The organism is Agrobacterium pusense, assembly GCF_900102105.1.
Lineage (GTDB): Bacteria > Pseudomonadota > Alphaproteobacteria > Rhizobiales > Rhizobiaceae > Agrobacterium > Agrobacterium pusense.
Genome location: NZ_FNBB01000005.1, coordinates 133,890 through 157,320, shown reverse-complemented (window position 1 = coordinate 157,320; position 23,431 = coordinate 133,890). Strand labels below are relative to the sequence as shown.

19 protein-coding genes are annotated in these 23,431 nt (G+C 59.6%); 12 read left to right on the top strand and 7 right to left on the bottom strand.

What is annotated here, in order from left to right:
- Positions 1-354 precede the first annotated feature (354 nt).
- From BLU28_RS14415 to BLU28_RS14380, 8 genes are all read left to right on the top strand, one after another.
- Positions 355-2,817, top strand: coding sequence for a glycogen/starch/alpha-glucan phosphorylase (locus BLU28_RS14415; protein ID WP_022563443.1), 2,463 nt, complete (start codon positions 355-357; stop codon positions 2,815-2,817).
- Entirely contained in the window at positions 2,817-5,024 is a 2,208-nt protein-coding gene (gene glgB / locus BLU28_RS14410) for a 1,4-alpha-glucan branching protein GlgB (RefSeq protein WP_022563442.1), read from the top strand. Before BLU28_RS14415 ends, glgB begins: the two co-directional genes overlap by 1 nt.
- A gap of 21 nt (positions 5,025-5,045) precedes the next feature.
- The gene (gene glgC, locus BLU28_RS14405) at positions 5,046-6,308 is read left to right on the top strand and encodes a glucose-1-phosphate adenylyltransferase (RefSeq protein ID WP_004437759.1); all 1,263 of its coding nucleotides are present in this window, start codon (positions 5,046-5,048) and stop codon (positions 6,306-6,308) included.
- A 5-nt stretch (positions 6,309-6,313) separates the two neighbouring features.
- Positions 6,314-7,756, top strand: a complete 1,443-nt coding sequence (glgA, locus tag BLU28_RS14400; RefSeq protein WP_034500217.1) for a glycogen synthase GlgA — start codon at positions 6,314-6,316, stop codon at positions 7,754-7,756.
- Positions 7,757-7,760: 4 nt separating this feature from the next.
- Positions 7,761-9,389: an alpha-D-glucose phosphate-specific phosphoglucomutase gene (locus BLU28_RS14395; RefSeq protein WP_022563440.1), complete on the top strand. Its 1,629-nt coding sequence runs from the start codon at positions 7,761-7,763 to the stop codon at positions 9,387-9,389.
- A 197-nt stretch (positions 9,390-9,586) separates the two neighbouring features.
- Positions 9,587-11,542: a glycogen debranching protein GlgX gene (gene glgX / locus BLU28_RS14390; RefSeq protein WP_022563439.1), complete on the top strand. Its 1,956-nt coding sequence runs from the start codon at positions 9,587-9,589 to the stop codon at positions 11,540-11,542.
- 54 nt (positions 11,543-11,596) lie between these two features.
- The gene (locus BLU28_RS14385; RefSeq protein WP_004437750.1) at positions 11,597-12,085 is read left to right on the top strand and encodes a MaoC family dehydratase; all 489 of its coding nucleotides are present in this window, start codon (positions 11,597-11,599) and stop codon (positions 12,083-12,085) included.
- A 21-nt stretch (positions 12,086-12,106) separates the two neighbouring features.
- On the top strand, positions 12,107-13,150 hold the full coding sequence (locus BLU28_RS14380; protein WP_022563438.1) for a DUF2332 domain-containing protein: 1,044 nt from the start codon (positions 12,107-12,109) through the stop codon (positions 13,148-13,150).
- On the opposite strand, the gene BLU28_RS14375 is transcribed toward BLU28_RS14380, so the two are convergent.
- The 5 genes from BLU28_RS14375 to BLU28_RS14355 are packed head-to-tail and all read right to left on the bottom strand — an operon-like array spanning position 13,147 to position 18,640.
- Positions 13,147-13,701, bottom strand: a complete 555-nt coding sequence (locus BLU28_RS14375; RefSeq protein ID WP_022563437.1) for a sarcosine oxidase subunit gamma — start codon at positions 13,699-13,701, stop codon at positions 13,147-13,149. The genes BLU28_RS14380 and BLU28_RS14375 overlap by 4 nt on opposite strands.
- The gene (locus BLU28_RS14370) at positions 13,694-16,654 is read right to left on the bottom strand and encodes a sarcosine oxidase subunit alpha (RefSeq protein WP_022563436.1); all 2,961 of its coding nucleotides are present in this window, start codon (positions 16,652-16,654) and stop codon (positions 13,694-13,696) included. Before BLU28_RS14370 ends, BLU28_RS14375 begins: the two co-directional genes overlap by 8 nt.
- Positions 16,651-16,965: a sarcosine oxidase subunit delta gene (locus BLU28_RS14365; protein ID WP_004437737.1), complete on the bottom strand. Its 315-nt coding sequence runs from the start codon at positions 16,963-16,965 to the stop codon at positions 16,651-16,653. The genes BLU28_RS14370 and BLU28_RS14365 overlap by 4 nt, the downstream gene beginning before the upstream one ends.
- Positions 16,966-16,976: 11 nt before the next feature.
- Complete coding sequence (locus tag BLU28_RS14360; protein WP_004437734.1) at positions 16,977-17,387, bottom strand: hypothetical protein; 411 nt, start codon at positions 17,385-17,387, stop codon at positions 16,977-16,979.
- Positions 17,387-18,640: a sarcosine oxidase subunit beta family protein gene (locus BLU28_RS14355; RefSeq protein ID WP_022563435.1), complete on the bottom strand. Its 1,254-nt coding sequence runs from the start codon at positions 18,638-18,640 to the stop codon at positions 17,387-17,389. Before BLU28_RS14355 ends, BLU28_RS14360 begins: the two co-directional genes overlap by 1 nt.
- Before the next feature lie 316 nt (positions 18,641-18,956).
- Between BLU28_RS14355 and rpsU the strand changes: the two genes are divergently transcribed.
- Together rpsU and BLU28_RS14340 are read left to right on the top strand one after the other, a co-directional pair.
- A complete protein-coding gene (gene rpsU / locus BLU28_RS14345; protein ID WP_003508541.1) occupies positions 18,957-19,184 on the top strand; it encodes a 30S ribosomal protein S21 in 228 nt (75 codons plus the stop codon).
- 133 nt (positions 19,185-19,317) lie between these two features.
- The gene (locus tag BLU28_RS14340; RefSeq protein ID WP_006698105.1) at positions 19,318-20,217 is read left to right on the top strand and encodes a tetratricopeptide repeat protein; all 900 of its coding nucleotides are present in this window, start codon (positions 19,318-19,320) and stop codon (positions 20,215-20,217) included.
- Between the two features lie 71 nt (positions 20,218-20,288).
- Here the strand turns inward: BLU28_RS14340 and BLU28_RS14335 are convergent, their stop codons facing one another.
- Positions 20,289-20,555 carry a DUF6074 family protein gene (locus BLU28_RS14335; RefSeq protein WP_004437715.1) on the bottom strand — a complete coding sequence of 89 codons (267 nt, stop codon included), beginning with the start codon at positions 20,553-20,555 and terminating at the stop codon, positions 20,289-20,291.
- A gap of 339 nt (positions 20,556-20,894) precedes the next feature.
- Between BLU28_RS14335 and BLU28_RS14330 the strand changes: the two genes are divergently transcribed.
- Both BLU28_RS14330 and BLU28_RS14325 read left to right on the top strand, forming a co-directional pair.
- A complete protein-coding gene (locus BLU28_RS14330) occupies positions 20,895-21,173 on the top strand; it encodes an exopolysaccharide production repressor protein (RefSeq protein WP_004437712.1) in 279 nt (92 codons plus the stop codon).
- A gap of 109 nt (positions 21,174-21,282) precedes the next feature.
- Complete coding sequence (locus BLU28_RS14325; RefSeq protein ID WP_034500211.1) at positions 21,283-22,272, top strand: glycosyltransferase family 2 protein; 990 nt, start codon at positions 21,283-21,285, stop codon at positions 22,270-22,272.
- Between the two features lie 182 nt (positions 22,273-22,454).
- On the opposite strand, the gene BLU28_RS14320 is transcribed toward BLU28_RS14325, so the two are convergent.
- Positions 22,455-23,420 (bottom strand): polysaccharide pyruvyl transferase family protein, encoded by a 966-nt coding sequence (locus BLU28_RS14320; RefSeq protein ID WP_004437706.1) that lies wholly within the window; start codon positions 23,418-23,420, stop codon positions 22,455-22,457.
- Positions 23,421-23,431: the final 11 nt, after the last annotated feature.

Genomic DNA, 23,431 nt, shown 5'->3' with positions numbered 1-23,431 from the left:
GGAATAAGCACGATTTTCGGCTCGACGCGCAAAACGGAATATTAGAGCGAAACAGATTTCAGGACCGGTGAACCATTTAGAAGTGTTGCAGCCTCTCCCTTTCTTGCACGTTGCCCGCCATCGCGAAGACCATGCAAACCCGTTCAGGACCGACCCATAATGGGCCGGCAATCCCTTCGGCGATCCTCGGAACGCAGAGTAAAAAGTCTTATTTTTCATCACCCTAGGCCGTTCAACTTTCCGAAAAAATTGCTGTTGCCACACCTCCATATCGATGCATAAACTGGCATCAGCAAAGGCAACACGGATCGACCTCATCAGACCCTCTCCTCCCACCAAGGTGCTGACCGACCAATGATCAATAATCTCAACGCCGCCGATCTCCCCCGTCCCGCGCCGCGCAGTTCCAACCCGGAAATCATGGCGTCGGAAATCATCGAACGCCTCACCTACCGTATCGGCAAGGACGTCAAGGTTGCCAAGCCGCATGACTGGCTGACCGCAACTATTCTGGTCGTACGCGACCGCATCATCGACAAGTGGATGGAATCCACCCGCAAGGCCTATGCCAACAATTCCAAGCGCGTTTATTACCTGTCGCTCGAATTCCTGATTGGCCGCCTGATGCGCGACGCCATCTCCAATATCGGCCTGATGCATGAAATCCGCGACGCGCTGTCATCGCTCGGCGTCGATCTTGACGTCATCGCCGGGCTGGAGCCGGATGCCGCGCTCGGCAATGGCGGCCTTGGCCGTCTCGCCGCCTGTTTCATGGAATCCATGGCGACCGTTGATATCCCCGCCTATGGTTACGGCATCCGTTACGTGCACGGCCTCTTCCGCCAGCAGATGGCAGATGGCTGGCAGGTGGAACTGCCGGAAACATGGCTTGCCCACGGTAACCCCTGGGAATTCGAACGCCGCGAAAGCTCCTACGAAATCGGCTTCGGCGGATCTGTAGAGACGATCGGCGGTTATGAAGATCCGCAGCGTTTCGTCTGGAAACCGGCCGAACGCGTCATCGCCATGGCCTATGACACGCCGGTCGTCGGCTGGCGCGGCACGCGCGTCAATACGCTCCGCCTCTGGTCGGCACAGCCGATCGATCCCATTCTGCTGGCTGCCTTCAACGCTGGCGACCACATCGGCGCGCTGCGTGAAAGCAACAAGGCGGAGAGCCTGACGCGGGTTCTTTATCCTGCTGACGCGACACCTGCCGGTCAGGAACTGCGCCTGCGGCAGGAATTCTTCTTCTCCTCCGCCTCCTTGCAGGACATTCTGCGCCGCCATCTGCAGCAATATCCGGATTTTACTTCGCTGCCGGAAAAGGTCTCGATCCAGCTAAACGATACACATCCGGCCATATCCATTGCGGAGATGATGCGCCTTCTATGCGATGTGCACGGGCTGGAATTTGATGAGGCCTGGAAGATCACCCAGGGTACCTTCTCCTACACCAATCACACGCTGCTGCCGGAGGCGCTGGAAAGCTGGCCCGTGCCGCTGCTCGAACGTCTTCTGCCCCGGCACATGCAGATCGTCTACGCCATCAACGCAAATACGCTGCTCTTTGCCCGTAAGGAAAAGAAGATGGCGGATCAGCAGATCCGCTCCATCTCGCTCATCGATGAAGGCGGCGAGCGCCGCGTGCGCATGGGCAATCTCGCTTTCATCGGCTCTCATTCGATCAACGGCGTTTCCGCCCTCCATACCGAGCTGATGAAGGAGACGGTCTTTGCCGATCTCCACGGCCTCTATCCTGACCGTATCAACAACAAGACCAACGGCATCACACCGCGCCGCTGGCTGATGCAGTGCAATCCCGGCCTCACCAGCCTGCTTCGCGAAACGATCGGCGACGATTTCCTCGATGATGCGGAAAAGCTGACAGCGCTCGACCGTTTCGCCGACGATGCCGCGTTCCGCGAGAAATTCGCCGAAGTTAAGCGTCTGAACAAGGTGCGCCTTGCCAATACGGTGGCGCAGCGCATGGGCATTCGCGTCGATCCGTCGGCCATGTTCGACATCCAGATCAAACGTATCCATGAATATAAGCGCCAGCTTCTGAACCTCGTGGAAACCGTCGCGCTTTACGACCAGATTCGTTCTCACCCGGAACTGGATTGGGTTCCGCGCGTTAAGTTCTTTGCAGGCAAAGCGGCGCCGAGTTACCACAACGCGAAGCTGATCATTAAGCTTGCCAACGATATTGCCCGGGTCATCAACAACGATCCGGCCGTGCGCGGGCTTCTGAAAGTGGTATTTGTTCCGAACTATAACGTCTCGCTCGCGGAAATCATGGTACCCGCCGCCGATCTCTCCGAACAGATCTCGACGGCCGGCATGGAAGCCTCCGGCACCGGCAACATGAAATTCGCCCTCAACGGCGCACTCACCATCGGCACGCTCGATGGCGCCAACGTTGAAATGCGCGATCATGTCGGTGAAGACAACATCGTCATTTTTGGCATGACGGCCGATGAGGTGGCCAGAGCCCGTGCAGAGGGTCACAATCCCCGCGCGATCATCGAAGGATCGTCGGAACTGTCGCAGGCCCTTTCGTCCATAGCATCAGGCGTCTTCTCGCCGGATGACCGCTCACGATTCGCCGGCCTGATCGACGGTATTTACAACAGCGACTGGTTCATGGTTGCCGCCGATTTCGACGCCTATGCCGGTGCGCAGCGAGAAGTAGATGCGATCTGGAGTAATCCGGATAGCTGGTACGCCAAAACAGTGCGCAATACGGCGCGCATGGGCTGGTTCTCGTCCGACAGGACTATCCGCCAATATGCCACCGAGATCTGGAGAGCCTGATGAAAAAACCGCTCAATTCGGCCGACGAGAAAAAGACTGGCGACATCACGAAGGCTGAAATCGAGGCGATCAAGAGCGGTTTGCATTCCAATCCCTTTGCCCTTCTCGGCGTTCACGAAACGCCGGAAGGGTTTTCTGCCCGCTGTTTCATTCCGGGTGCCGAGGAGGTTTCCGTCCTGACGCTGGACGGAAATTTCGTGGGAGAATTGAAGCAGCTGGACCCGGATGGCTTTTTTGAAGGCCCGATCGATATTTCGAAACGCCAGCCGGTGCGTTACCGCGCCTGCCGCGACGATGCCGAATGGGCTGTGACAGACCCCTACAGCTTCGGCCCGGTTCTCGGCCCCATGGATGATTATTTCGTCCGGGAAGGATCGCATCTGCGGCTGTTCGACAAGATGGGCGCACACCCGCTGAAGCTCGAAGGCGTTGAAGGTTTTCACTTCGCCGTCTGGGCGCCGAATGCGCGGCGCGTTTCCGTCGTCGGCGATTTCAACAATTGGGACGGCCGCCGGCATGTGATGCGTTTCCGCAAGGATACGGGCATCTGGGAAATCTTCGCGCCCGATGTCTATGCCGGTTGCGCCTACAAGTTCGAGATTCTCGGTGCAAACGGCGAGCTGCTGCCGCTGAAGGCCGACCCCTATGCCCGCCGCGCCGAGTTTCGGCCGAAGAACGCTTCCGTCACTACGCCCGAACTGACGCAAAAATGGGAAGATCAGGCCCATAGGGAGCATTGGGCGCAGGTGGACCAGCGCCGCCAGCCGATTAGCATCTATGAGGTGCATGCCGGCTCCTGGCAGCGCCGTGAGGACGGCACCTTCCTAAGCTGGGACGAGCTCGCCGCCCAGCTCATTCCCTATTGTACGGATATGGGCTTCACCCATATCGAGTTCCTGCCGATTACGGAACATCCCTATGACCCTTCCTGGGGTTACCAGACGACGGGTCTCTACGCCCCAAGCGCACGTTTTGGCGATCCCGAAGGGTTTGCCCGCTTCGTCAATGGCGCTCACAAGGTTGGCATCGGCGTTTTGCTGGACTGGGTTCCCGCCCATTTTCCGACCGACGAACATGGACTTCGCTGGTTCGATGGCACCGCACTCTATGAGCACGCCGATCCGCGTCAGGGTTTCCATCCCGACTGGAACACGGCGATCTATAATTTCGGCCGCGTCGAGGTCATGTCTTACCTCATCAACAACGCGCTTTACTGGGCTGAAAAATTCCATCTCGACGGCCTGCGCGTCGATGCGGTCGCCTCGATGCTCTATCTCGATTATTCCCGCAAGGAAGGCGAGTGGATCCCGAACGAATATGGCGGGCGTGAAAATCTCGAATCCGTGCGCTTCCTGCAGAAGATGAATTCCCTCGTTTATGGCACCCATCCGGGCGTCATGACGATTGCCGAGGAATCCACCTCCTGGCCGAAAGTGTCGCAGCCCGTTCATGAGGGTGGCCTCGGTTTCGGTTTCAAGTGGAACATGGGCTTCATGCACGACACGCTGAGTTATTTCTCGCGGGAGCCTGTGCATCGCAAGTTCCATCATCAGGAACTGACCTTCGGCCTGCTTTACGCCTTCACCGAAAATTTCGTGCTGCCGCTGTCCCACGACGAAGTTGTGCACGGCAAGGGGTCGCTGATCGCCAAAATGTCCGGCGATGACTGGCAGAAATTCGCCAATCTCCGCTCCTATTACGGCTTCATGTGGGGTTATCCCGGCAAGAAGCTGCTGTTCATGGGTCAGGAATTTGCGCAGTGGAGCGAATGGAGCGAAAAGGGCGCGCTCGACTGGAACCTGCGCCAATATCCGATGCATGAGGGCATGCGCCGCCTCGTGCGTGATCTCAACCTCACCTACCGATCCAAAGCCGCCCTGCATGCCCGGGACTGCGAACCTGACGGCTTCCGCTGGCTTGTGGTCGATGATCACGAGAATTCCGTCTTCGCCTGGCTGCGCACGGCGCCCGGCGAAAAGCCGGTCGCGGTCATCTGCAACCTCACCCCGGTCTATCGGGAAAACTATTATGTGCCGCTGCCCCAGGCGGGGCGGTGGAGGGAGATTCTCAACACCGATGCCGAAATTTATGGCGGCAGCGGCAAGGGAAATGGCGGACGCGTTCAGGCGGTCGATGCCGGCGGCGATATCGGGGCGATGCTCGTCCTGCCGCCGCTCGCCACGATCATGCTCGAGCCGGAAAACTGACAGACAGAGAGGGAGGACACCATGTCGGAAAAAAGAGTTCAGCCTTTGGCGCGTGATGCAATGGCCTATGTCCTCGCGGGCGGCAGAGGCAGCCGCCTGAAGGAACTGACGGATCGCCGAGCAAAACCCGCCGTTTATTTTGGCGGCAAGGCGCGCATCATCGATTTTGCGCTCTCCAACGCGCTTAATTCCGGCATTCGCCGCATCGGCGTCGCCACGCAATACAAGGCGCACTCCCTCATTCGGCACCTGCAGCGCGGCTGGGACTTCTTCCGCCCCGAACGTAACGAAAGCTTCGACATCCTGCCCGCCTCCCAGCGCGTTTCCGAAACGCAATGGTATGAGGGTACGGCAGACGCGGTTTACCAGAACATCGACATTATCGAGCCCTATGGGCCGGAATACATGGTCATCCTCGCCGGCGACCATATCTATAAAATGGACTACGAATACATGCTGCAGCAGCATGTCGATTCCGGTGCGGATGTGACGATCGGCTGCCTTGAAGTGCCGCGTATGGAAGCAACCGGCTTCGGCGTCATGCATGTGAATGAAAAAGACGAGATCATCGATTTCATTGAAAAGCCCGCCGATCCGCCCGGCATTCCCGGCAATGAGGGTTTTGCGCTCGCCTCCATGGGCATCTACGTCTTCCACACGAAATTCCTGATGGAAGCGCTGCGCCGCGACGCCGCAGACCCCACCTCCAGCCGCGATTTCGGCAAGGACATCATTCCCTATATCGTGAAACACGGCAAAGCCGTTGCCCATCGCTTCGCAGACTCCTGCGTGCGTTCGGATTTCGAGCATGGCCCCTACTGGCGGGACGTCGGCACCATCGACGCCTACTGGCAGGCCAATATCGACCTGACGGATGTGGTGCCTGACCTCGATATCTACGACAAATCCTGGCCGATCTGGACCTATGCGGAAATCACACCGCCGGCAAAATTCGTGCATGACGACGAGAACCGCCGTGGCTCGGCCGTGTCTTCGGTCGTTTCCGGTGACTGCATCATTTCGGGTGCGTCGCTCAACCGCAGCCTTCTGTTCACAGGCGTGCGCGCCAATTCATACTCCCGCCTTGAGAATGCCGTAGTACTGCCGAGTGTGAAGATCGGGCGTCATGCCCAGCTCAGCAATGTCGTCATCGACCATGGCGTGGTCATTCCGGAAGGACTGATTGTAGGAGAAGACCCAGAACTGGATGCCAAACGTTTCCGCCGTACCGAAAACGGCATCTGCCTTATCACCCAATCGATGATCGACAAGCTGGACCTGTAGCGCCGATGAATGTCCTTTCGGTTTCATCCGAAATCTACCCCCTGATCAAGACCGGAGGGCTCGCCGATGTTGCCGGCGCGCTCCCCATCGCGCTCGAAGCCTATGGCGTAAAGACGCGCACGCTGATACCCGGGTATCCGGCGGTGAAAGCTGCCGTGACGAACGCGGTGAAATGTTACGAATTCACCGACCTGCTGGGCGAAAAGGCCGATCTGCTCGAAGGCCGGCACGAGGGACTGGATCTCCTTATCCTCGATTCGCCCGCTTATTACGAGCGCTCCGGCGGGCCCTATCTCGACCAGACGGGCAAGGATTATCCCGACAACTGGAAGCGCTTTGCGGCGCTTTCGCTGGCGGCGGCCCGCATTGCAGCCGGCGAATTTCCCGACTGGCGGCCGGATCTCCTGCACGCTCATGACTGGCAGGCTGCCATGGCGCCAGTCTACATGCGTTATGCCGAAACGCCTGAAATTCCGAGCCTGCTCACCATTCACAACATTGCCTTCCAGGGGCAGTTCGGCGCCAACATCTTCAGCAAGCTTGGGCTACCAGCCCATGCTTTCGGCATGGAGGGCGTGGAATATTATAACGATGTGAGTTTCCTCAAGGGCGGGCTGCAGACGGCGACGGCGCTCTCCACCGTCAGTCCCTCCTATGCCGAGGAAATCCTCACCCCGCAATTCGGCATGGGCCTGCACGGCGTTATCGGCAGCCGAGCCCATGTGCTGCACGGCATCGTCAACGGCATCGACACGGACGTCTGGAACCCGGCAACGGATCATCTGATTCATGACAATTATTCCGCCGCCAATCTCAGAAACCGGGCCCTGAACAAGAAGTCTGTCGCCGAACATTTTCGCATCGACGACGATGACAGCCCGCTGTTCTGCGTCATCTCACGCCTCACCTGGCAGAAGGGCATCGACCTCATGGCCGAAGCCGTGGACGAGATCGTTGCTCTCGGCGGCCGTCTGGTGGTGCTGGGCGCGGGCGATGTGGCGCTGGAAGGTGCGCTCCTAGCGGCAGCATCCCGCCACCATGGCCGCGTCGGCGTTGCCATCGGTTACAACGAACCCCTGTCACATCTCATGCAGGCGGGCTGCGACGCGATCATCATCCCCTCGCGCTTCGAACCCTGCGGCCTCACCCAGCTTTATGCGTTGCGTTACGGCTGCATTCCGGTCGTCGCCCGCACCGGCGGCCTTGCAGACACGGTGATCGACGCCAACCATGCCGCCATCGCCAACAAGTCGGCGACCGGTGTGCAATTTTCCCCCGTCACGCTTGATGGTCTCAAACAGGCGATCCGCCGGACCATCCGTTATTATCACGACCCGAAACTATGGACACAAATGCAGAAACTCGGGATGAAATCCGATGTTTCCTGGGAAAAGAGCGCCGGCCTTTACGCCGCGCTTTACAGCCAGCTTATTTCGAAAGGCCATTGAACCAATGATCAAGACTGTTCAGACGAAGCCCTATCAGGACCAGAAGCCGGGCACTTCAGGCCTGCGCAAGAAGGTGCCCGTCTTCGCCCAGGAAAATTACGCCGAGAACTTCATCCAGTCGATCTTCGACGCGCTTGAGGGCTTTGAAGGCCAGACGCTGGTGATCGGCGGCGATGGCCGTTACTACAACCGCGAAGTCATCCAGAAGGCAATCAAGATGGCCGCCGCTGCCGGCTTTGGCAAGGTTCTGGTCGGTCAGGGCGGCATTCTTTCCACGCCGGCCGCATCCAACATCATCCGCAAATACAAGGCCTTCGGCGGTATCGTGCTCTCCGCTAGCCACAATCCCGGCGGCCCCACCGAAGATTTCGGCATCAAATACAATATCGGCAATGGCGGTCCCGCCCCGGAAAAGATCACCGACGCGATCTACGCCCGTTCCAAGGTCATCGACAGCTACAAAATTTCAGACGCCGCCGATATCGACCTCGACAAGGTGGGCAGCTTCAAGGTGGACGATCTGACGGTCGAGGTGATCGATCCGGTCGCCGATTATGCCGCCCTGATGGAAGAGCTGTTCGATTTCGATGCCATCCGTGCCCTCATCGCCGGCGGCTTCAAGGTCGTGGTCGATTCCATGAGCGCCGTCACAGGCCCTTATGCCGTTGAGATCATCGAAAAGCGGCTTGGCGCTCCGAAGGGCTCGGTCCGCAATGCTACACCGCTGCCGGACTTCGGCGGCCATCACCCCGACCCTAATCTTGTCCACGCCAAGGAGCTTTATGACGATGTCATGAGCCCGGAAGGCCCCGATTTCGGCGCTGCTTCCGATGGCGACGGCGACCGCAACATGGTCGTCGGCAAGGGCATGTTCGTCACGCCATCAGACAGCCTGGCGATCATCGCCGCCAATGCCAGACTGGCGCCCGGTTACGCGGCAGGCATTTCCGGCATCGCCCGTTCCATGCCGACAAGTGCGGCAGCTGACCGTGTCGCCGAAAAGCTCGGCCTTGGCATGTACGAGACTCCAACCGGCTGGAAGTTCTTCGGCAACCTCATGGATGCCGGCAGGGTGACGATCTGCGGCGAAGAAAGCTTCGGCACAGGCTCCAATCATGTACGCGAGAAAGATGGTCTCTGGGCCGTGCTCTACTGGCTGAACATCGTCGCCGCCCGCAAGGAAAGCGTGAAGGACATCGTCACCAAGCACTGGGCCGAATATGGCCGCAATTATTACTCCCGCCACGACTATGAGGAAGTGGATTCGGACGCCGCCAACACGCTGGTGGCGACCCTGCGCGAAAAGCTCGCGACGCTTCCTGGCACCAGCTACGGCAATCTGAAGGTCGCCGCGGCAGATGATTTTGCCTATCACGATCCGGTCGATCAGTCCGTCAGCAAGAACCAGGGTATCCGCATCCTGTTCGAAGGCGGTTCGCGCATCGTGCTGCGCCTTTCCGGCACCGGTACGGCGGGCGCCACACTTCGTCTCTATGTCGAGCGTTACGAGCCGGACGCGGCGCGTCACGGCATCGAAACGCAGGAAGCGCTCGCCGACCTGATTGCCGTTGCCGATACGATCGCCGGCATCAAGGCCCATACGGGACGAAGCACGCCCAGCGTTATCACGTAAGCTGGCTGCGGCGCTGCTTTCTCCTGAGAGAGCCGGGCACAATACGATGAGTTCACAAAGCAACTCGTTGGAGTGACACGTCCGCCGCCCTGCTCGGCGTCATCCTCGGGCTTGCTCGAGGATGACGGAGGAGGGTTTCCAACCCTCCTATTCTGCCGATACCTTTCAGAAGAGATATTATCTAGCGGAGACAGATAATGCAGACACCTTCCGTTTTCCCCAAAGGCGCGCTGCAGACGGAAAACGGAACGGAATTCACGGTCTATTCCCGGCACGCCTCCCAGATCGATCTTTGTCTTTTCGATACGGCCGGGGAAAAAGAGATGGCGCGCCTGCCAATGGTGCGCGGCGAAGGCGACATTCACGGATTGATCGTCTCCGACGCTGGCCCGGGTACGCGTTACGGCTTTCGCGCTCACGGTATTTATTCGCCCGAACATGGCCTGTGGTTCGATCCCGCAAAGTTGCTGCTCGACCCCTATGCCACCGAGATAGACCGTCCCTTCCGGCATGATCCAGCCCTTTTTGCCTTTGGTCAGGAAACGGGCCACATCGTGCCCAAGGCGATTCTTGCCAGCCATGAGCCGCTCAAGCGCCAACCCCCGCTTTTCACCGAAGGTGGGCTGATTTACGAACTTTCCGTGAAGTCCTTTTCACAGCTGCATCCCGAGGTGCCGGAAGACATCCGGGGCACCGTCGCCGCGCTCGCCCATCCCGCCATCCTCGCCCACCTGAAAAAAATCGGCGTCGACGCGGTGGAGCTGATGCCGATTACCGCGTGGATCGACGAGCGTCACCTGCCGCCTCTCGGCCTTTCCAATGCCTGGGGTTATAATCCCGTCGGCTTCATGGCGCTTGATCCTCGACTCTGTCCCGGTGGCGTGCGCGGACTGCGCGAGACGGTTGCAGCGCTGCATGCGCAGGGCATCGGTGTCATTCTCGATCTGGTCTTCAACCACACGGGTGAAAGCGATATCGAAGGATCGGTTCTATCGCTGCGCGGGCTCGACAATCTCACCGCCTTTCGTCACCCGCCGGGCAAACCGGGGGTTCTGGTCAACGATACCGGCACCGGCAACACGGTCGCCTGCGACCATCCCTATATCCGGCAGCTTATTATCGATTCTCTCAGGCATTTCGTTCTGAGTGCCGGCGTGGACGGTTTCCGCTTTGATCTGGCCCCAGTGCTCGGACGAACGGCCAATGGCTTCGAAATGGCAAGCGAAACGCTCTCGGCCATGCATTCGGACCCGGCGCTTTATGACCGCCTGCTAATCGCCGAACCGTGGGATATCGGCCCCGGCGGTTACCAGCTCGGCAATTTTCCGGAAAGCTTCCTCGAATGGAACGATCGCGCCCGCGATGACATGCGCCGGTTCTGGCGCGGGGACACCGGCACGACCGGGGCGCTGGCCGATGCGCTTTCCGGTTCCTCGCCGATCTTTTCCCGCCATGGCCGCCAGAACACCCGCAGCGTCAATTTTCTCGCAGCCCATGACGGTTTCACCCTGTACGATCTCGTCAGCCACGAACATAAGCACAATGAGAAAAACGGCGAGAGCAATCGCGACGGCCACAATGACAACCATTCCTGGAACAATGGCTTTGAGGGGCTGACAGACGATCCCGCCATTGGAGCAGCCCGGATTGCAGATGTGAAGGCGCTGCTTTCCACGCTTTTCGTCTCTCGCGGCGCCCTGATGCTCACGGCGGGCGATGAGGGCGGCCGCAGCCAGCAAGGCAACAACAACGCCTATTGCCAGGACAATGAGATAAGCTGGGTCGACTGGTCATCGCTTTCCCGCGAATTGATCGACCATACGGCCTTTCTCGCTTCATTGCGCAAACGTTTCGACGTGTTTTCGGGGACAGGCTTCTTCTCAGGCTATGGCGATGTGACATGGCTCGCCCCCGCCGGCGAGCCGATGACGACGGCAGACTGGGAAAGGCCAATTGCGCAGGCTTTTGCCATGGTGCTTTCCACCCTCGACCGGGAAACTGGTGCCGACGCTGAACTTGCCGTGCTGATAAACCGCAGCCGTGAGATAGTGCCTTTCACCCTGCCGGGCGATGGCTGGTCCGCCATCGGCACGGATTTCGGTAACCCCGCCTTCCTTCCAGCCCGTTCGGTGGTGTTTTATCTGCGCGGTTGATCCCGTCGCGTCACGAGCCGTATAAGTCGCGGGAGACAATGCGGACGAGGTAACATGACAAAAGAAATTGCGCTGGCCGAGATGAAAAACCACGTTGGCACAGAAATGGGCGTTTCCGACTGGATCACGGTCGACCAGACAATGATCGACAGCTTCGCAAAAGCAACACTGGATGACCAGTTCATCCACACAGATCCGGAACGCGCCAAAGCGGAAAGTCCCTTTGGCGGCACCATTGCACATGGGTTCCTGACGCTGTCTCTGCTTTCGGCCCTGAATTACGACGCCCTGCCGCGCATCCGCGAGCAGACCATGGGCATCAATTACGGCTTTGACGCCATTCGTTTCGTCGCTCCGGTCAAAAGCGGTGCTCGCGTGCGCGGCCGTTTCACCCTGGCGGAGACGCGCTTTCGCGGAGCCTCCATGCTGATGACCACCTACGATGTGACGGTGGAAATCGAAAACGAGAAAAAGCCGGCGCTAACCGCGCGCTGGACCACCATCAGCCAGTTCAATCCGGAGGACAGGCCGGAGGACGCCTGAAACCCACGAGGGAGAGACCGCATGCATGACGAAGCCGTGAGGAATGCGTTTCTCGTTCAGGCAAGAGCCTGCGACAGCCTCGGCTCTCCCTTCACTGCACGGCTTTGCCGCGCCATGGCAACAAGGCTCGACCGCCAGACAGAGGTCGGCGAGCGAATTTTGTCCTGGTCCGGCGATGTCGGCCCATCCGGAGATTCCGTACCGCTACGGCTGGCCGGCGCCCTGCATGCGCTTGCCATAGAGGAAAAGATCGCGCCGCTCGCCGATATTCCGCCGGAAAACGAAGAAGCGCTCTGGCAGGCATGTGCAAACGCCCTGCGTTTTCATTCCGCCTTCATCCTCGGAAGGTTGCAATCACCGCCGCAGACCAACGAGGTTCGCCGTTCTGCCGTTCTGCTGCCTGGCTTTCTTTCGATTGCGAAAATGACGGGCAAGCCGCTGGTGCTTTCCGAAGTCGGGGCCAGCGCTGGCCTCAACCTGCAATTTGACCGTTACCGATATCGCCTCGGCGATCTCGTCTGGGGTGAACAATCCGATGTTTTCCTGTCACCGGAGTGGCGCGGCGACACCCCCGCCCATGAGCGGATCGACGTTATCGAGCGCGCCGGCTGCGATATCAACCCACTCGATCCGTCATCCGCGGAAGATCGTCTGCGGCTGATGTCCTATGTCTGGGCCGACCAGACGGACAGGCTGGAACGAACGGCCGCCGCCCTGCGCATAGCGATGGAACACGCTCTGCATGTCGAGAAGGCCGACGCTGTCGACTGGCTGCAACGCCGCCTTGCCACGCAATATCCGGGCGCTGCCCATGTCATCTATCATTCCGTCGCCTGGCAATATCTGCCCGATGACCTGAAACAGGCCGGCGAGACTGTGATTGCCGAGGCCGGCACCCGCGCCACGCCGGACGCCCCGCTTGCCCGGCTGCAAATGGAAGCGGATGCGACGCCCGGCGGTGCTGCAATTATGCTTCAAATCTGGCCGGGCGGCGAAAAGCAGGAAATCGGCCGCGCCGATTTCCATGGGCGATGGGTGGAATGGCGGGGTTGGACAGAGAGTTAAACCGCCACGTCCTCAGCCGCCTCCTGCAGCAGCCCGCCGACATAGGTCGCGAAGGAGCGCCAGCACTCCACCCGGAATGTGTCATCCGCCGTGCGCAGCAGGACCACTTCCGCCTTGCCGAAAATAGTGCGTGAGCAGCCACCTACCGGGAACCTCGCAAGAGAAAGGTCCTGCGGGCAGCCGGCATTGAGAGCTGCTTCCGCGCCAGCGCCGGAAACGATGATGGCGGTGTTGCGGTGGGAAATATCAGTTGCCGAAAACAGGCCGGAAACGCCGGCAAGCGCCACCATGAGATCGCTTTCGCCCTGATCGATCAGCAGCCATTCATCCGGGCCGAGCCACAGAGCGGATCGCAGACCAGAGGTGACCGAGCTTTTCGGGCTGGTCGGCAGGGCAAGACCGAGCGCTTCGGACAGCGCCGGCACGGCGCTCTCGCGTGCCCGCAGCGACAACCGCGAGGCAGAAGCCGCAGGCTTCAGCGATACGAAGGGCGAACCGCCGTGAAAATCCTCAAGCACGGATTTGCGTTTTGCGTGCAGCATATCAGCCATTGAGACGGGCTCCTTCCTTGTCGAGGAAGACCATGTCGGTCACTTCGACGGCAATGGTTTTATCAGCAAGCGGAATATAGAGCGTTTCGCCCATGCGCGCCCTGCCATCCGCCACCAAGGCGAAAGCAATGGAATGGCCGAGATTTTCCGACCAATAGGCCGAGGTCACATGGCCGAGCATGGTCATTGGCTTTGGCTGGTTCGGATCGGCAACGATCTGACCGCCCTCGTCCGGAACGGTCAGCCGGTCCTTCGTCTTCAGGCCAACAAGCTGTTTGCGGCCGGAGCGCGTTAGATCGGGGCGTTTCAGACCGCGAATGCCGACGAAATCCGTTTTCTTTTTGGAGACAGCCCAGGCAAGCCCGGCATCATCGGGCGTCACGGTGCCATCCGTATCCTGCCCGACGATGATATAGCCCTTTTCGGCACGCAGGATATGCATTGTCTCGGTACCATAGAGGCAGCCGCCGACGGCTTCCGCCCTCTCCCGGATTGCAGACCAGACGGCTGCGCCGTAATCGGCAGGCACATTGATTTCGAAACCGAGTTCGCCGGTGAAGGAGACGCGGAAAAGCCGCGTCGGCACGCCGCAGAACTTGCCTTCCGCCACCGCCATATGCGGAAAGGCCTCCGGCGAAAGGTCGATACCCTCGACGAAAGGCGCGATAACCTCGCGCGCCTTCGGCCCCTGCACGGCAATCACGGCCCATTGTTCGGTTGCCGATGTCAGCCAGACATTGAGATCGGGGAATTCGGTCTGGAGATAGTCCTCCATGTGCTGGAGAACGCGCGGCGCGCCGCCCGTCGTCGTCGTCACGTGGAAACGGTCTTCGGCCAGGCGCCCAACAACGCCGTCATCGTAAACGAAGCCGTCTTCGCGGGTCATGATGCCATAACGGCAGCGGCCGGGTTTCAACGTATCCCAGGCATTGGTGTAGATGAGGTTCAGGAACTTCGCCGCATCCGGGCCAACCACCTCGATTTTGCCGAGGGTGGAGGCATCAAACATGCCGACGCTATCACGAACCGTCTTGCATTCACGGTTGATCGCTTCATGCATGTCCTCGCCCGCCCGCGGGAAGAACCAGGCACGCTTCCAGTTGCCGACATCCTCGAATACCGCGCCAGCCGCCAGCTCTTCGTCGTGCATCGGCGTCTTGCGCGCGGGATCGAACAGCGTGCCGCGTGAATGGTTGATGAGCGTGCCGAAAGTAACCGGCGTATAGGGCTGGCGGAAGGTGGTGAGGCCGACCTTGGGCAAATCCCGGCCGAGCGCTTCCGATGCAATGGCAAGGCCATGCATGTTCGACATCTTGCCCTGGTCGGACGCCATGCCATTGGTGGTGAAGCGCTTGATATGCTCGACCGAATGCATGCCCTCGCGCACGGCAAGGCGAATATCCTTGGCGCAGACATCGTGCTGGAAATCGATGAAAGCCTTGACGCCGGTGCCCTCGCCTGCACCCTCCGCCGCACCAATCATGCCGCCTGTCCAGGCCCGGGCGTTTTCACCGGAAAACGCCACCGCGCCGCCACCCGCAGCCGCGGCCTCGGCGATCAGCGCCGAAAGATCATCCGTGCCATTGCAGGCGCCGATGGAGACGCAGTTCTGCACATGGATGTCAGGCAGGAAACGCTGGTTAGCCGCGTCAAACTTCAGCTTGCCGCGAGATTGCGAGAACAGATGCACTGAAGGCGTCCAGCCGGCGGAGACAACAAGCGCGTCGATGGCGATCTTGCGCTTGTTCGACCCGCCATTGCGGCCGACCGTCATGGAAGATACGCGCAGGCGGCCGGCGGTATTGTAAACGCTGTGACCCGCCAGCACCTCGATGCCGAGTGCCCGGGCCTCGTCCAGCAGACGCTGGTCCGGATTTTCGCGGCAATCGACGATGGCGGCGATCTTCACCCCGGCCTTCTTCAGATCGAAGGCGGTCTCATAGGCGGAATCATGAGCGGTGTAGACACCGACATTGTGGCCCACGGCGACGCCGTAGTGGTTCAAATAGGTGCGGGCGGCCGAAGCCAGCATGATGCCAGGCCGGTCATTGTTGGCGAAGACCATGTGGCGCTCGATCGCACCGGCCGCCAGCACGACCTTTTTGGCGCGGACCTGCCAAAGGCGCTCGCGCGGCTGATGTTTAGCCGGCGTCGCGAGATGATCGGTGACGCGTTCGGCGAGCGCGACAAAATTGTGGTTGTAATAACCAAAGGCGGTCGTGCGCGTCAGAACCCGCACATTGGGCAGGGACTTCAGCTCGGCAAAAACCTTCTGCGCCCATTCATAACCGGCGAGACCGTCGATGACCGCGCCGGCATCGAAACGCAGGGCTCCGCCGACGTCCGCATTCTCATCCACCAGAATGACGCTGGCGCCAGTTTTCGCGGCAGAAAGCGCAGCTGTGAGACCGGCGACACCAGCGCCGGCCACCAGCACGTCGCAATGGGCATAACGGCCGGAATAATGATCCGCATCCGGCTCGCTCGGCGCCTTGCCGAGACCGGCGGCGCGGCGGATCAGCGGTTCGTAAATCTTGTGCCAGGCGGCCTTCGGCCACATGAACGTCTTGTAGTAGAAACCGGCCGCGAACATCGGCGACAGAAGATCGTTGATGGCGCTCAGATCGAAGGACAGTGACGGGAAACGGTTCTGCGAGGCGATAATCGCGCCGTCGAAGACTTCCTGCACCGTAGCGCGCACGTTGGGCTGCTTGCGCAGGCTGTCGCGCGACACGTCGATCAGCGCATTCGGTTCCTCCGGCCCGGCCGACAGGAAACCACGCGGACGGTGATATTTGAACGAGCGGCCGATCAGATGCACGCCATTGGCCAGAAGGGCTGACGCGACGGTGTCGCCCTCCAGCGCCGGATAGATCTTGCCGTCAAAGGTAAAGCGCGCGGTTCTCGCCGGCGTGAGACGGCCTGCGCCCTTGATACGATAATCGCCGCTCATTGCCCGGCTCCCTTTTCTGCCGAAAGGACCGTTTCAATATCGGGTTTCGGTTCACCCGCCTTGTAGGTCATCAGGAATCTGTCGCTCACCGAATCGCGGGCGGCGTTGAAAAAGCGGCCGCAGCCGTGAATGTGACGCCAGCGCTCGAAAACGAGGCCCTTGTCGTTGTCGCGGATGAAGAAATACTCCGCAAAGGCCTCGTCGGAGATATCGGCGATGTTTTCCGGCCGGGCGATATGGGCTTCGCCCGCCCAGCGGAATTCCAGTTCGGAACGGTCTTCCCCGCAATAGGGGCAATGGATCAGAAGCATCGTCGCTCCACCTAGAGAGAATTTTCCGGAAGGATCGTTCCGGCGGGTTGGTCACACAGCCGCTTCCCCATGGCTACAAAAGGGGAAAGCCGCTTTAAAAGCTGCTCAAAATTATCGAAGGGACGCAACGCCGAGGCCCGGCCCATATTGACGATGGCGACCGCCATCATGTCGGTGTCGATCGCGAAGGGATAATCCTGCTCGCCATCCTCATTCTCTCCGACAAAATAAACCATCTTGTCTGCGAGGCTGGGAGCACACAAAAGCAGGCCCTTTTCCGCCGTGAAGGGCCAGTCTTTCTCACCCTGCATCTTCGCAATCTTCTGGCTGCGAAAATCCTCGGCCCCGGGAATAACGCTACCGGCGGGCACGGCCTCGGCCGCGCCTGATATATTGATCGCAAGCATGGCCGCCGCCAGCATCAATGCGCCACCGCGGCAGCGGCAGCCTCATCAATCAGTCGGCCGGTGCGGAACCGGTCAAGCGTCAGCCCGGCCGCCAGGCGATGCGGTTCACCGCGGGCGATGAGATGCGCGAAGAGATTGGCGGAGCCCGGCGTCGCCTTGAAGCCGCCGGTGCCCCAGCCGCAATTAACGAAAAGGTTTCGCACCGGCGTCACGCTTTGGATGGCGGAACGATCAGGTGTGTTATCGGTGATGCCGCCCCACTGGCGCATCATCTTCACCCGCCGAAAGATCGGAAACAGCTCGCAGATGGCGTCGAGCGTGTGAGTGATGATCTGCAGACCACCGGTCTGGGAGTAGGAATTATACTGGTCGGTACCAGCGCCGATGACCAGCTCGCCCTTGTCCGACTGCGAAATATAGGCATGCACCGTGTTGGACATGACGACGCAGGGGAAAATCGGCTTCAGCGGCTCCGACACCAGCGCCTGCAGCGGGTTCGAATGCAAGGGAACGCGCACGTCCGCCATCTTCATGATGACGGAGGAATGACCGGCGGCCGATACGCCGATCTTCTTTGCGCCGATGAAGCCTCGATTGGTCTCGACACCCGTCACCGCGCCATCAGGCCCGCGGCGAATGCCAGTCACCTTGCAGTTCTGGATGATATGCACGCCGCGGTCGGAGGCCGCGCGCGCATAACCCCAGGCCACGGCATCGTGGCGTGCCGTGCCGCCGCGACGTTGCAGGGCTGCGCCATTGATCGGGTAACGCGCATTGCCGGATATGTCGAGCGGCGGACAGTACGCCTTTGCCTGCTCCGGCGTCAGCCACTCATTGTCGATGCCATAAAGACGGTTGGCATTGATATGACGGCTGAAGGACTGCCGGTCATGGATATTGTGCGACAGCATCATCACGCCGCGCGCCGAATACATGACGTTATAATTGAGATCCTGGCTCAAGCCCTCCCATAGCTTCAGGGAATGCTCGTAAATATCCATGCTCTCTTCATAGAGATAGTTGGAGCGGATGATGGTGGTGTTGCGGCCGGTATTGCCACCGCCGAGCCAGCCTTTTTCCAGGACTGCGACATTGGTAATGCCATGTTCCTTGGCAAGATAATATGCCGCGCCGAGACCGTGGCCGCCCCCGCCAATGATGATGACATCATAGTCCTTGCGCGGCTCGGGTGAGGCCCATTGCGCATCCCAGCCCTTATGACCCCTAAGCGCCTCACGCGCCACGGCAAAAACGGAATATTTGCGCATTCGCAATCTGCTCCTCGAGAACCGGCCAGAGGCCTGGAACATAGCCCCGGCCCGTATCATACACATGGCAAATCGGGATGGGAGGCAATATCCATTTTGCGACGCGGCAATGGTTTTGTTTCGACATGGCCGAAAGATTGCGGGACGGCGCGCATTTTGTGGCTGAATATGCGCTACCGGCTGGACTTGCTGCAAATGATCTGTTATTGCACGTCACCAATCGCCCGGCTCAACAGCCGGATGAACCACTTTTTGTTTGCGTGCGAATGCCTTTATTCACACAGCAAGATAACCAAACTAAAGGAACGGGTTTAACGTGCAGGTACTAGTCCGCGACAATAACGTTGATCAGGCGCTCCGCGCCCTGAAGAAAAAGATGCAGCGCGAAGGCATTTTCCGTGAAATGAAGATGCGTGATTATTACGAAAAGCCCTCCCAGAAGCGCGCTCGCGAAAAGGCTGAAGCCGTTCGCCGCGTTCGCAAGCTGGCACGCAAGCGTGCACAGCGCGAAGGTCTGGTTGCTGGCCCCCGCGCAGGCCGTTAATAGGCCGTCTTTTGGACGTTTTTGAATGCTTGTTGGGCGGGGGCGATCAATTCGCCGCCGCTCTTTGTGTTTGTGGCCGGAGAACGCTCTTGAAAACGACCGTGAGACCGGCCTGCGAGGGAACCCACACCGAATGATCGCTGTCGACACCTGTGTTGTGAAAAACGCCGATGCCTCCACGCGCCGGTTGCCATTAAAAAACAACAGAGGGTTCCGCGCTTCTCTGGTCGTCTGCGCCGTGCTTGCCGGTCTTTCCGGCTGCGCGACATCCAACCAGACGGAAGATGTGTTCCGGATCGACCGCGCACAGGGCTCGCAGGAAAACATCGCCTCGCTCACCTCGGTCATCAACGCCAATCCGCAGGATCCTGAAGGTTACAACGTCCGCGGCTCGGCCTACGGCCGCGCCGGCGATTCGCGCCGTGCCATCGAAGATTTCAACAAGGCGCTGCAGCTCAACCCGCGCTTTTACCAGGCCTATGCCAACCGCGCGCTGGTTTACCGCAATAGCGGCCAGCAGCAGCAGGCCCTTCAGGACTACAACGCCGCCCTGCAGATCAATCCGAGCTACGATGTGGCGCTGATCGGTCGCGGCAATCTTTACCGGCAGTCCGGACGCGTCAACGAAGCCTTCAACGATTTCTCCCGCGCCATCGAGCTGGAAACCACCGACGGTCGCGCATGGCACAATCGCGGCCTGATCTACCAGCTGCGTAACCAGCATGCCCAGGCCATCGAGGACTTCTCCAAGGCAATCTCGTTGTCATCGACGTCACCGGAGCCCTATAACGGTCGCGGCCTTTCCTACGTCGCGCTCAATGACGACGAAAACGCCTTCGCGGATTTCAACCACGCCATTTCGCTTGACGGGAATGTGGCGGAATCCTGGGCCAACCAGGCGCTGGTCTATGAGCGACGCGGTGAGATGGCCAAGGCGGCCAAGTCCTATGCGCATGCGGCGCGACTCGATCCCAAATACAAGCCCGCACTGGATGGTGTTGCCCGCACGCGCGGCGCCGCTGGCGCCTCCTAAGGCGTCCGGAACCAATAAAAAAGCCGGCTGGTTTATAACCCGCCGGCTTTTTTAATGAAGAAAAAGAACCATCAATGGCTGTCGCGGCGTGCCTCGGGCGCGGCATCCACCGCCCACAATTCAGCCTGCACGGCGTTTTGAAATTCCATGACCTCGCGCCGCATGGCGGCGTCCTCATAGCCAAGCGCCGTCAGACGGGCGGCCAGTTCACGGCACTCCCTGCGCCAGAAATCATTCGCCTCCACACCATGCAGCCGGTCGAGCATGGTTGCACATCGTTTTACGTCGGCAATGCGGTTCTTTGCCGGAAAGGCGATTACTTCTGAACTCGTCGTCACGCGGGCACCCTGCTCTTCGAGGAATCAATACCGACTTTTTAAAGGCGAGATGGTTAACGAAGTCTGCAGAGCCGGCCAGACGCTCCGCAAGGCCCGCACCGGAGGCGGTTTTAGACTTATCAGAAGCAGGCATCACTGTTGTCTGGCCGACGTCATCGATGCGAATCGGCAGTTACTGAGGAATTTACCAATCAAGATTACCGAAATTTCATGCCGCGGGAGGTAGAAGAAGTATATGTGTGTTGAAACAGCACCGGTCTCATCGTATATTTCCTGCAAAGAAGAAAAATGCCGCAGCGCAGTCAAAAATGGAGAAATCGTTCTCGGGAGGAGAGCAACATGTATGCACCTCGTGTTTTTTTCAGCATGATCGGTGCTTTGCTTGCTTTTGCGGTTGCGACATATTTCATCCACGGCTCCTTCTATACGGCATTCATTCAGACCCTCATTTGCGCAGTCATTCTGCAAGTCGGTTACTTCGTGGCGATTTTGGTTCTGGTCGCCCGTGAAAAACGCCGGATGCGGGAGACCTTTTCCCGGGACCTCAGCGCTGAAACAATTGCGGCAGACACCGCAAAAAGCGCACCGCCGCATGGGGCAAAGCTGACGGATATGTAAGTTTTTTCGCATCCGCTTTTATTGCATCGCAAAAAATCGCTTGCATCCATATCGCTGACACTTTCTGCTGGCCAAATCCTGAAGGTTCGTCAAAGCAGAAGGACACCCCATGGTGAGCGGTTCACAGCCCATTTGCGTCATCATCGCTGCAAAGAATGCATCTGATACCATCGATATCGCCATTCGCTCCGCCCTTGCGGAGCCAGAGGTCGGCGAAGTCGTGGTGATCGACGATGGTTCCACCGATACAACGAGCGACGTGGCGCATGCGGCGGATGACGGCACGGGTCGCCTGCGGGTGGTGCGATTCGACGTCAACCGCGGGCCATCGGCTGCGCGCAATCATGCCATCTCGATTTCCTCCGCTCCCCTCATCAGCATTCTTGATGCGGACGATTTTTTCTTCCGCGGCCGTTTCGCTGCCATGCTGGCCGATGACGACTGGGACCTCGTGGCCGATAATATCGCCTTCATCCAGCAATCCGTTCCAGGCGCGTCCTCCATGCAGCCTGCCCGCTTCGAGCCCCAGGCGCGGTTTTTGTCGCTGACGGAATTCGTGGAAGGCAATATTTCCAGGCCTGGTGTGGAGCGCGGGGAAACCGGCTTCCTGAAACCGGTGATACGCCGCGCCTTTCTCGACAAACATGCGCTGCGTTATGACGAGGCTCTGCGACTTGGCGAGGATTACGAACTTTACGTGCGCGCGCTGGCGGCCGGCGCGCGCTACAAGGTCATCCGTCATTGCGGTTACGGTGCGATCGTTCGCGGCAACTCGCTGAGTGGCCGCCACCGAACCGAAGATCTCCGTCTTCTCTACGAAGCAGACAGGGCGATTCTCGCCGGTTGCCGGCTCTCGGCAGAGGAAACGGCGATCCTGCGCGAGCACGAGAAACACATCCGCGCCAAATTCGAGCTTCGCCATTTTCTCGATACAAAAAAACAGAAGGGTGTGAGCGGAGCGCTGAGCCACGCCCTTGCGCGTCTGCCCGCCCTGCCCGCCATTACACGCGGTATCTGGAGCGACAAGACCGCCCGCTTCCGCAAAGCGGCGCCGGTGCGGGACGTGCGTTATCTGCTGGACGGCACGCCGGTTTCCTAAGGGAAAAGACAACTCACGACAAATCTCTGCCGTCCGCCCCGGGGCTTGTCCCGGGGATTTGCTCACGTATCCTCTAAGCGTTCAGTCGCAGATGCTCGGGACAGGCCCAAGCATGGCGATGCAGCAACGGTGTCCTCAAGCAAAAGCCGCAGAAAATTCTCTGCGGCATCCGCTCCTCACCTCTAGAGATAATCCCGCTTTACCGTTTCCAGAACGGCGGCGAAACGCTCCTTGCGTTCTTCCAGTCTGCCATCCGGGCTAAGACGCGGTTCCGCTCGGCTTGCCTGCCAGAGCGCCAGTGTGGAAGGTGCGGCCAGCACCTGCTTGGCGAGCTTCCGCAACGAGCGGGATTGCGTTTCCTGCGGACGCACCATTACATCGCCCTCATGCGCCCGGCCCTCAAGCGCAGAGACGGAATCGGCGGTGACAACGGGGGCGGGCGGTGGGGGGAAGCTCATGCCCCAGAAGCGTGAGCCCTTTTTCGCCGCTTCGGCGCGGGTTGAAACCGGCACATAGCGCGGCTGATATTCGACTCCGACGCTGCCGGCCCAATCGCTCCATTTGAAGCTGTTGATCGATGGTGAAGTGCTGACGGCGACCCACGGCACGCGGAAGGCATCGGCAAGGATTGCACCATGCATGGATTCAGCCACGATGAATTCCGATTGGGCAATGGCGCGGATGACCGCTTTTGCCTCGCCGCGCGGGTCGAGATAGGTGAGTCCTGCCGGTTCACAGACGGTTTCCCACATGCCGAATTCCGCCGATTCCCAATGGGGGACGAAAGTCTTCTTGTGGAGCTTTGGCAGCCCCTTGAAATCAGGCATCTCGGTGACCATCACGGCGGGATCGACAATGCCTTTTTCGGGAGCGAGCCCCAACTTGGCGGCGGTTTTTTCGCCGCGCACACACCGGATATCCCAGAACTCGGTGCTGGTATCCGGCACCGCGCCATAACCATAGCCGCTGCCGATCACCAGCTTGCGCTGCTTGGCGGGCAAAAGAACGTCGTTGAGCACCGTTCCGACGCCCACGAGCATGACATCGTCATGCACATCGCGCAGGCCCGGAAGCAGAAAGTCCCACAGCCACAGGTTGAGATCGTCACCGAAATTTCCGTGATGAGATTCCCAGTGGTAAGGTTTCATGAGGTCACTCC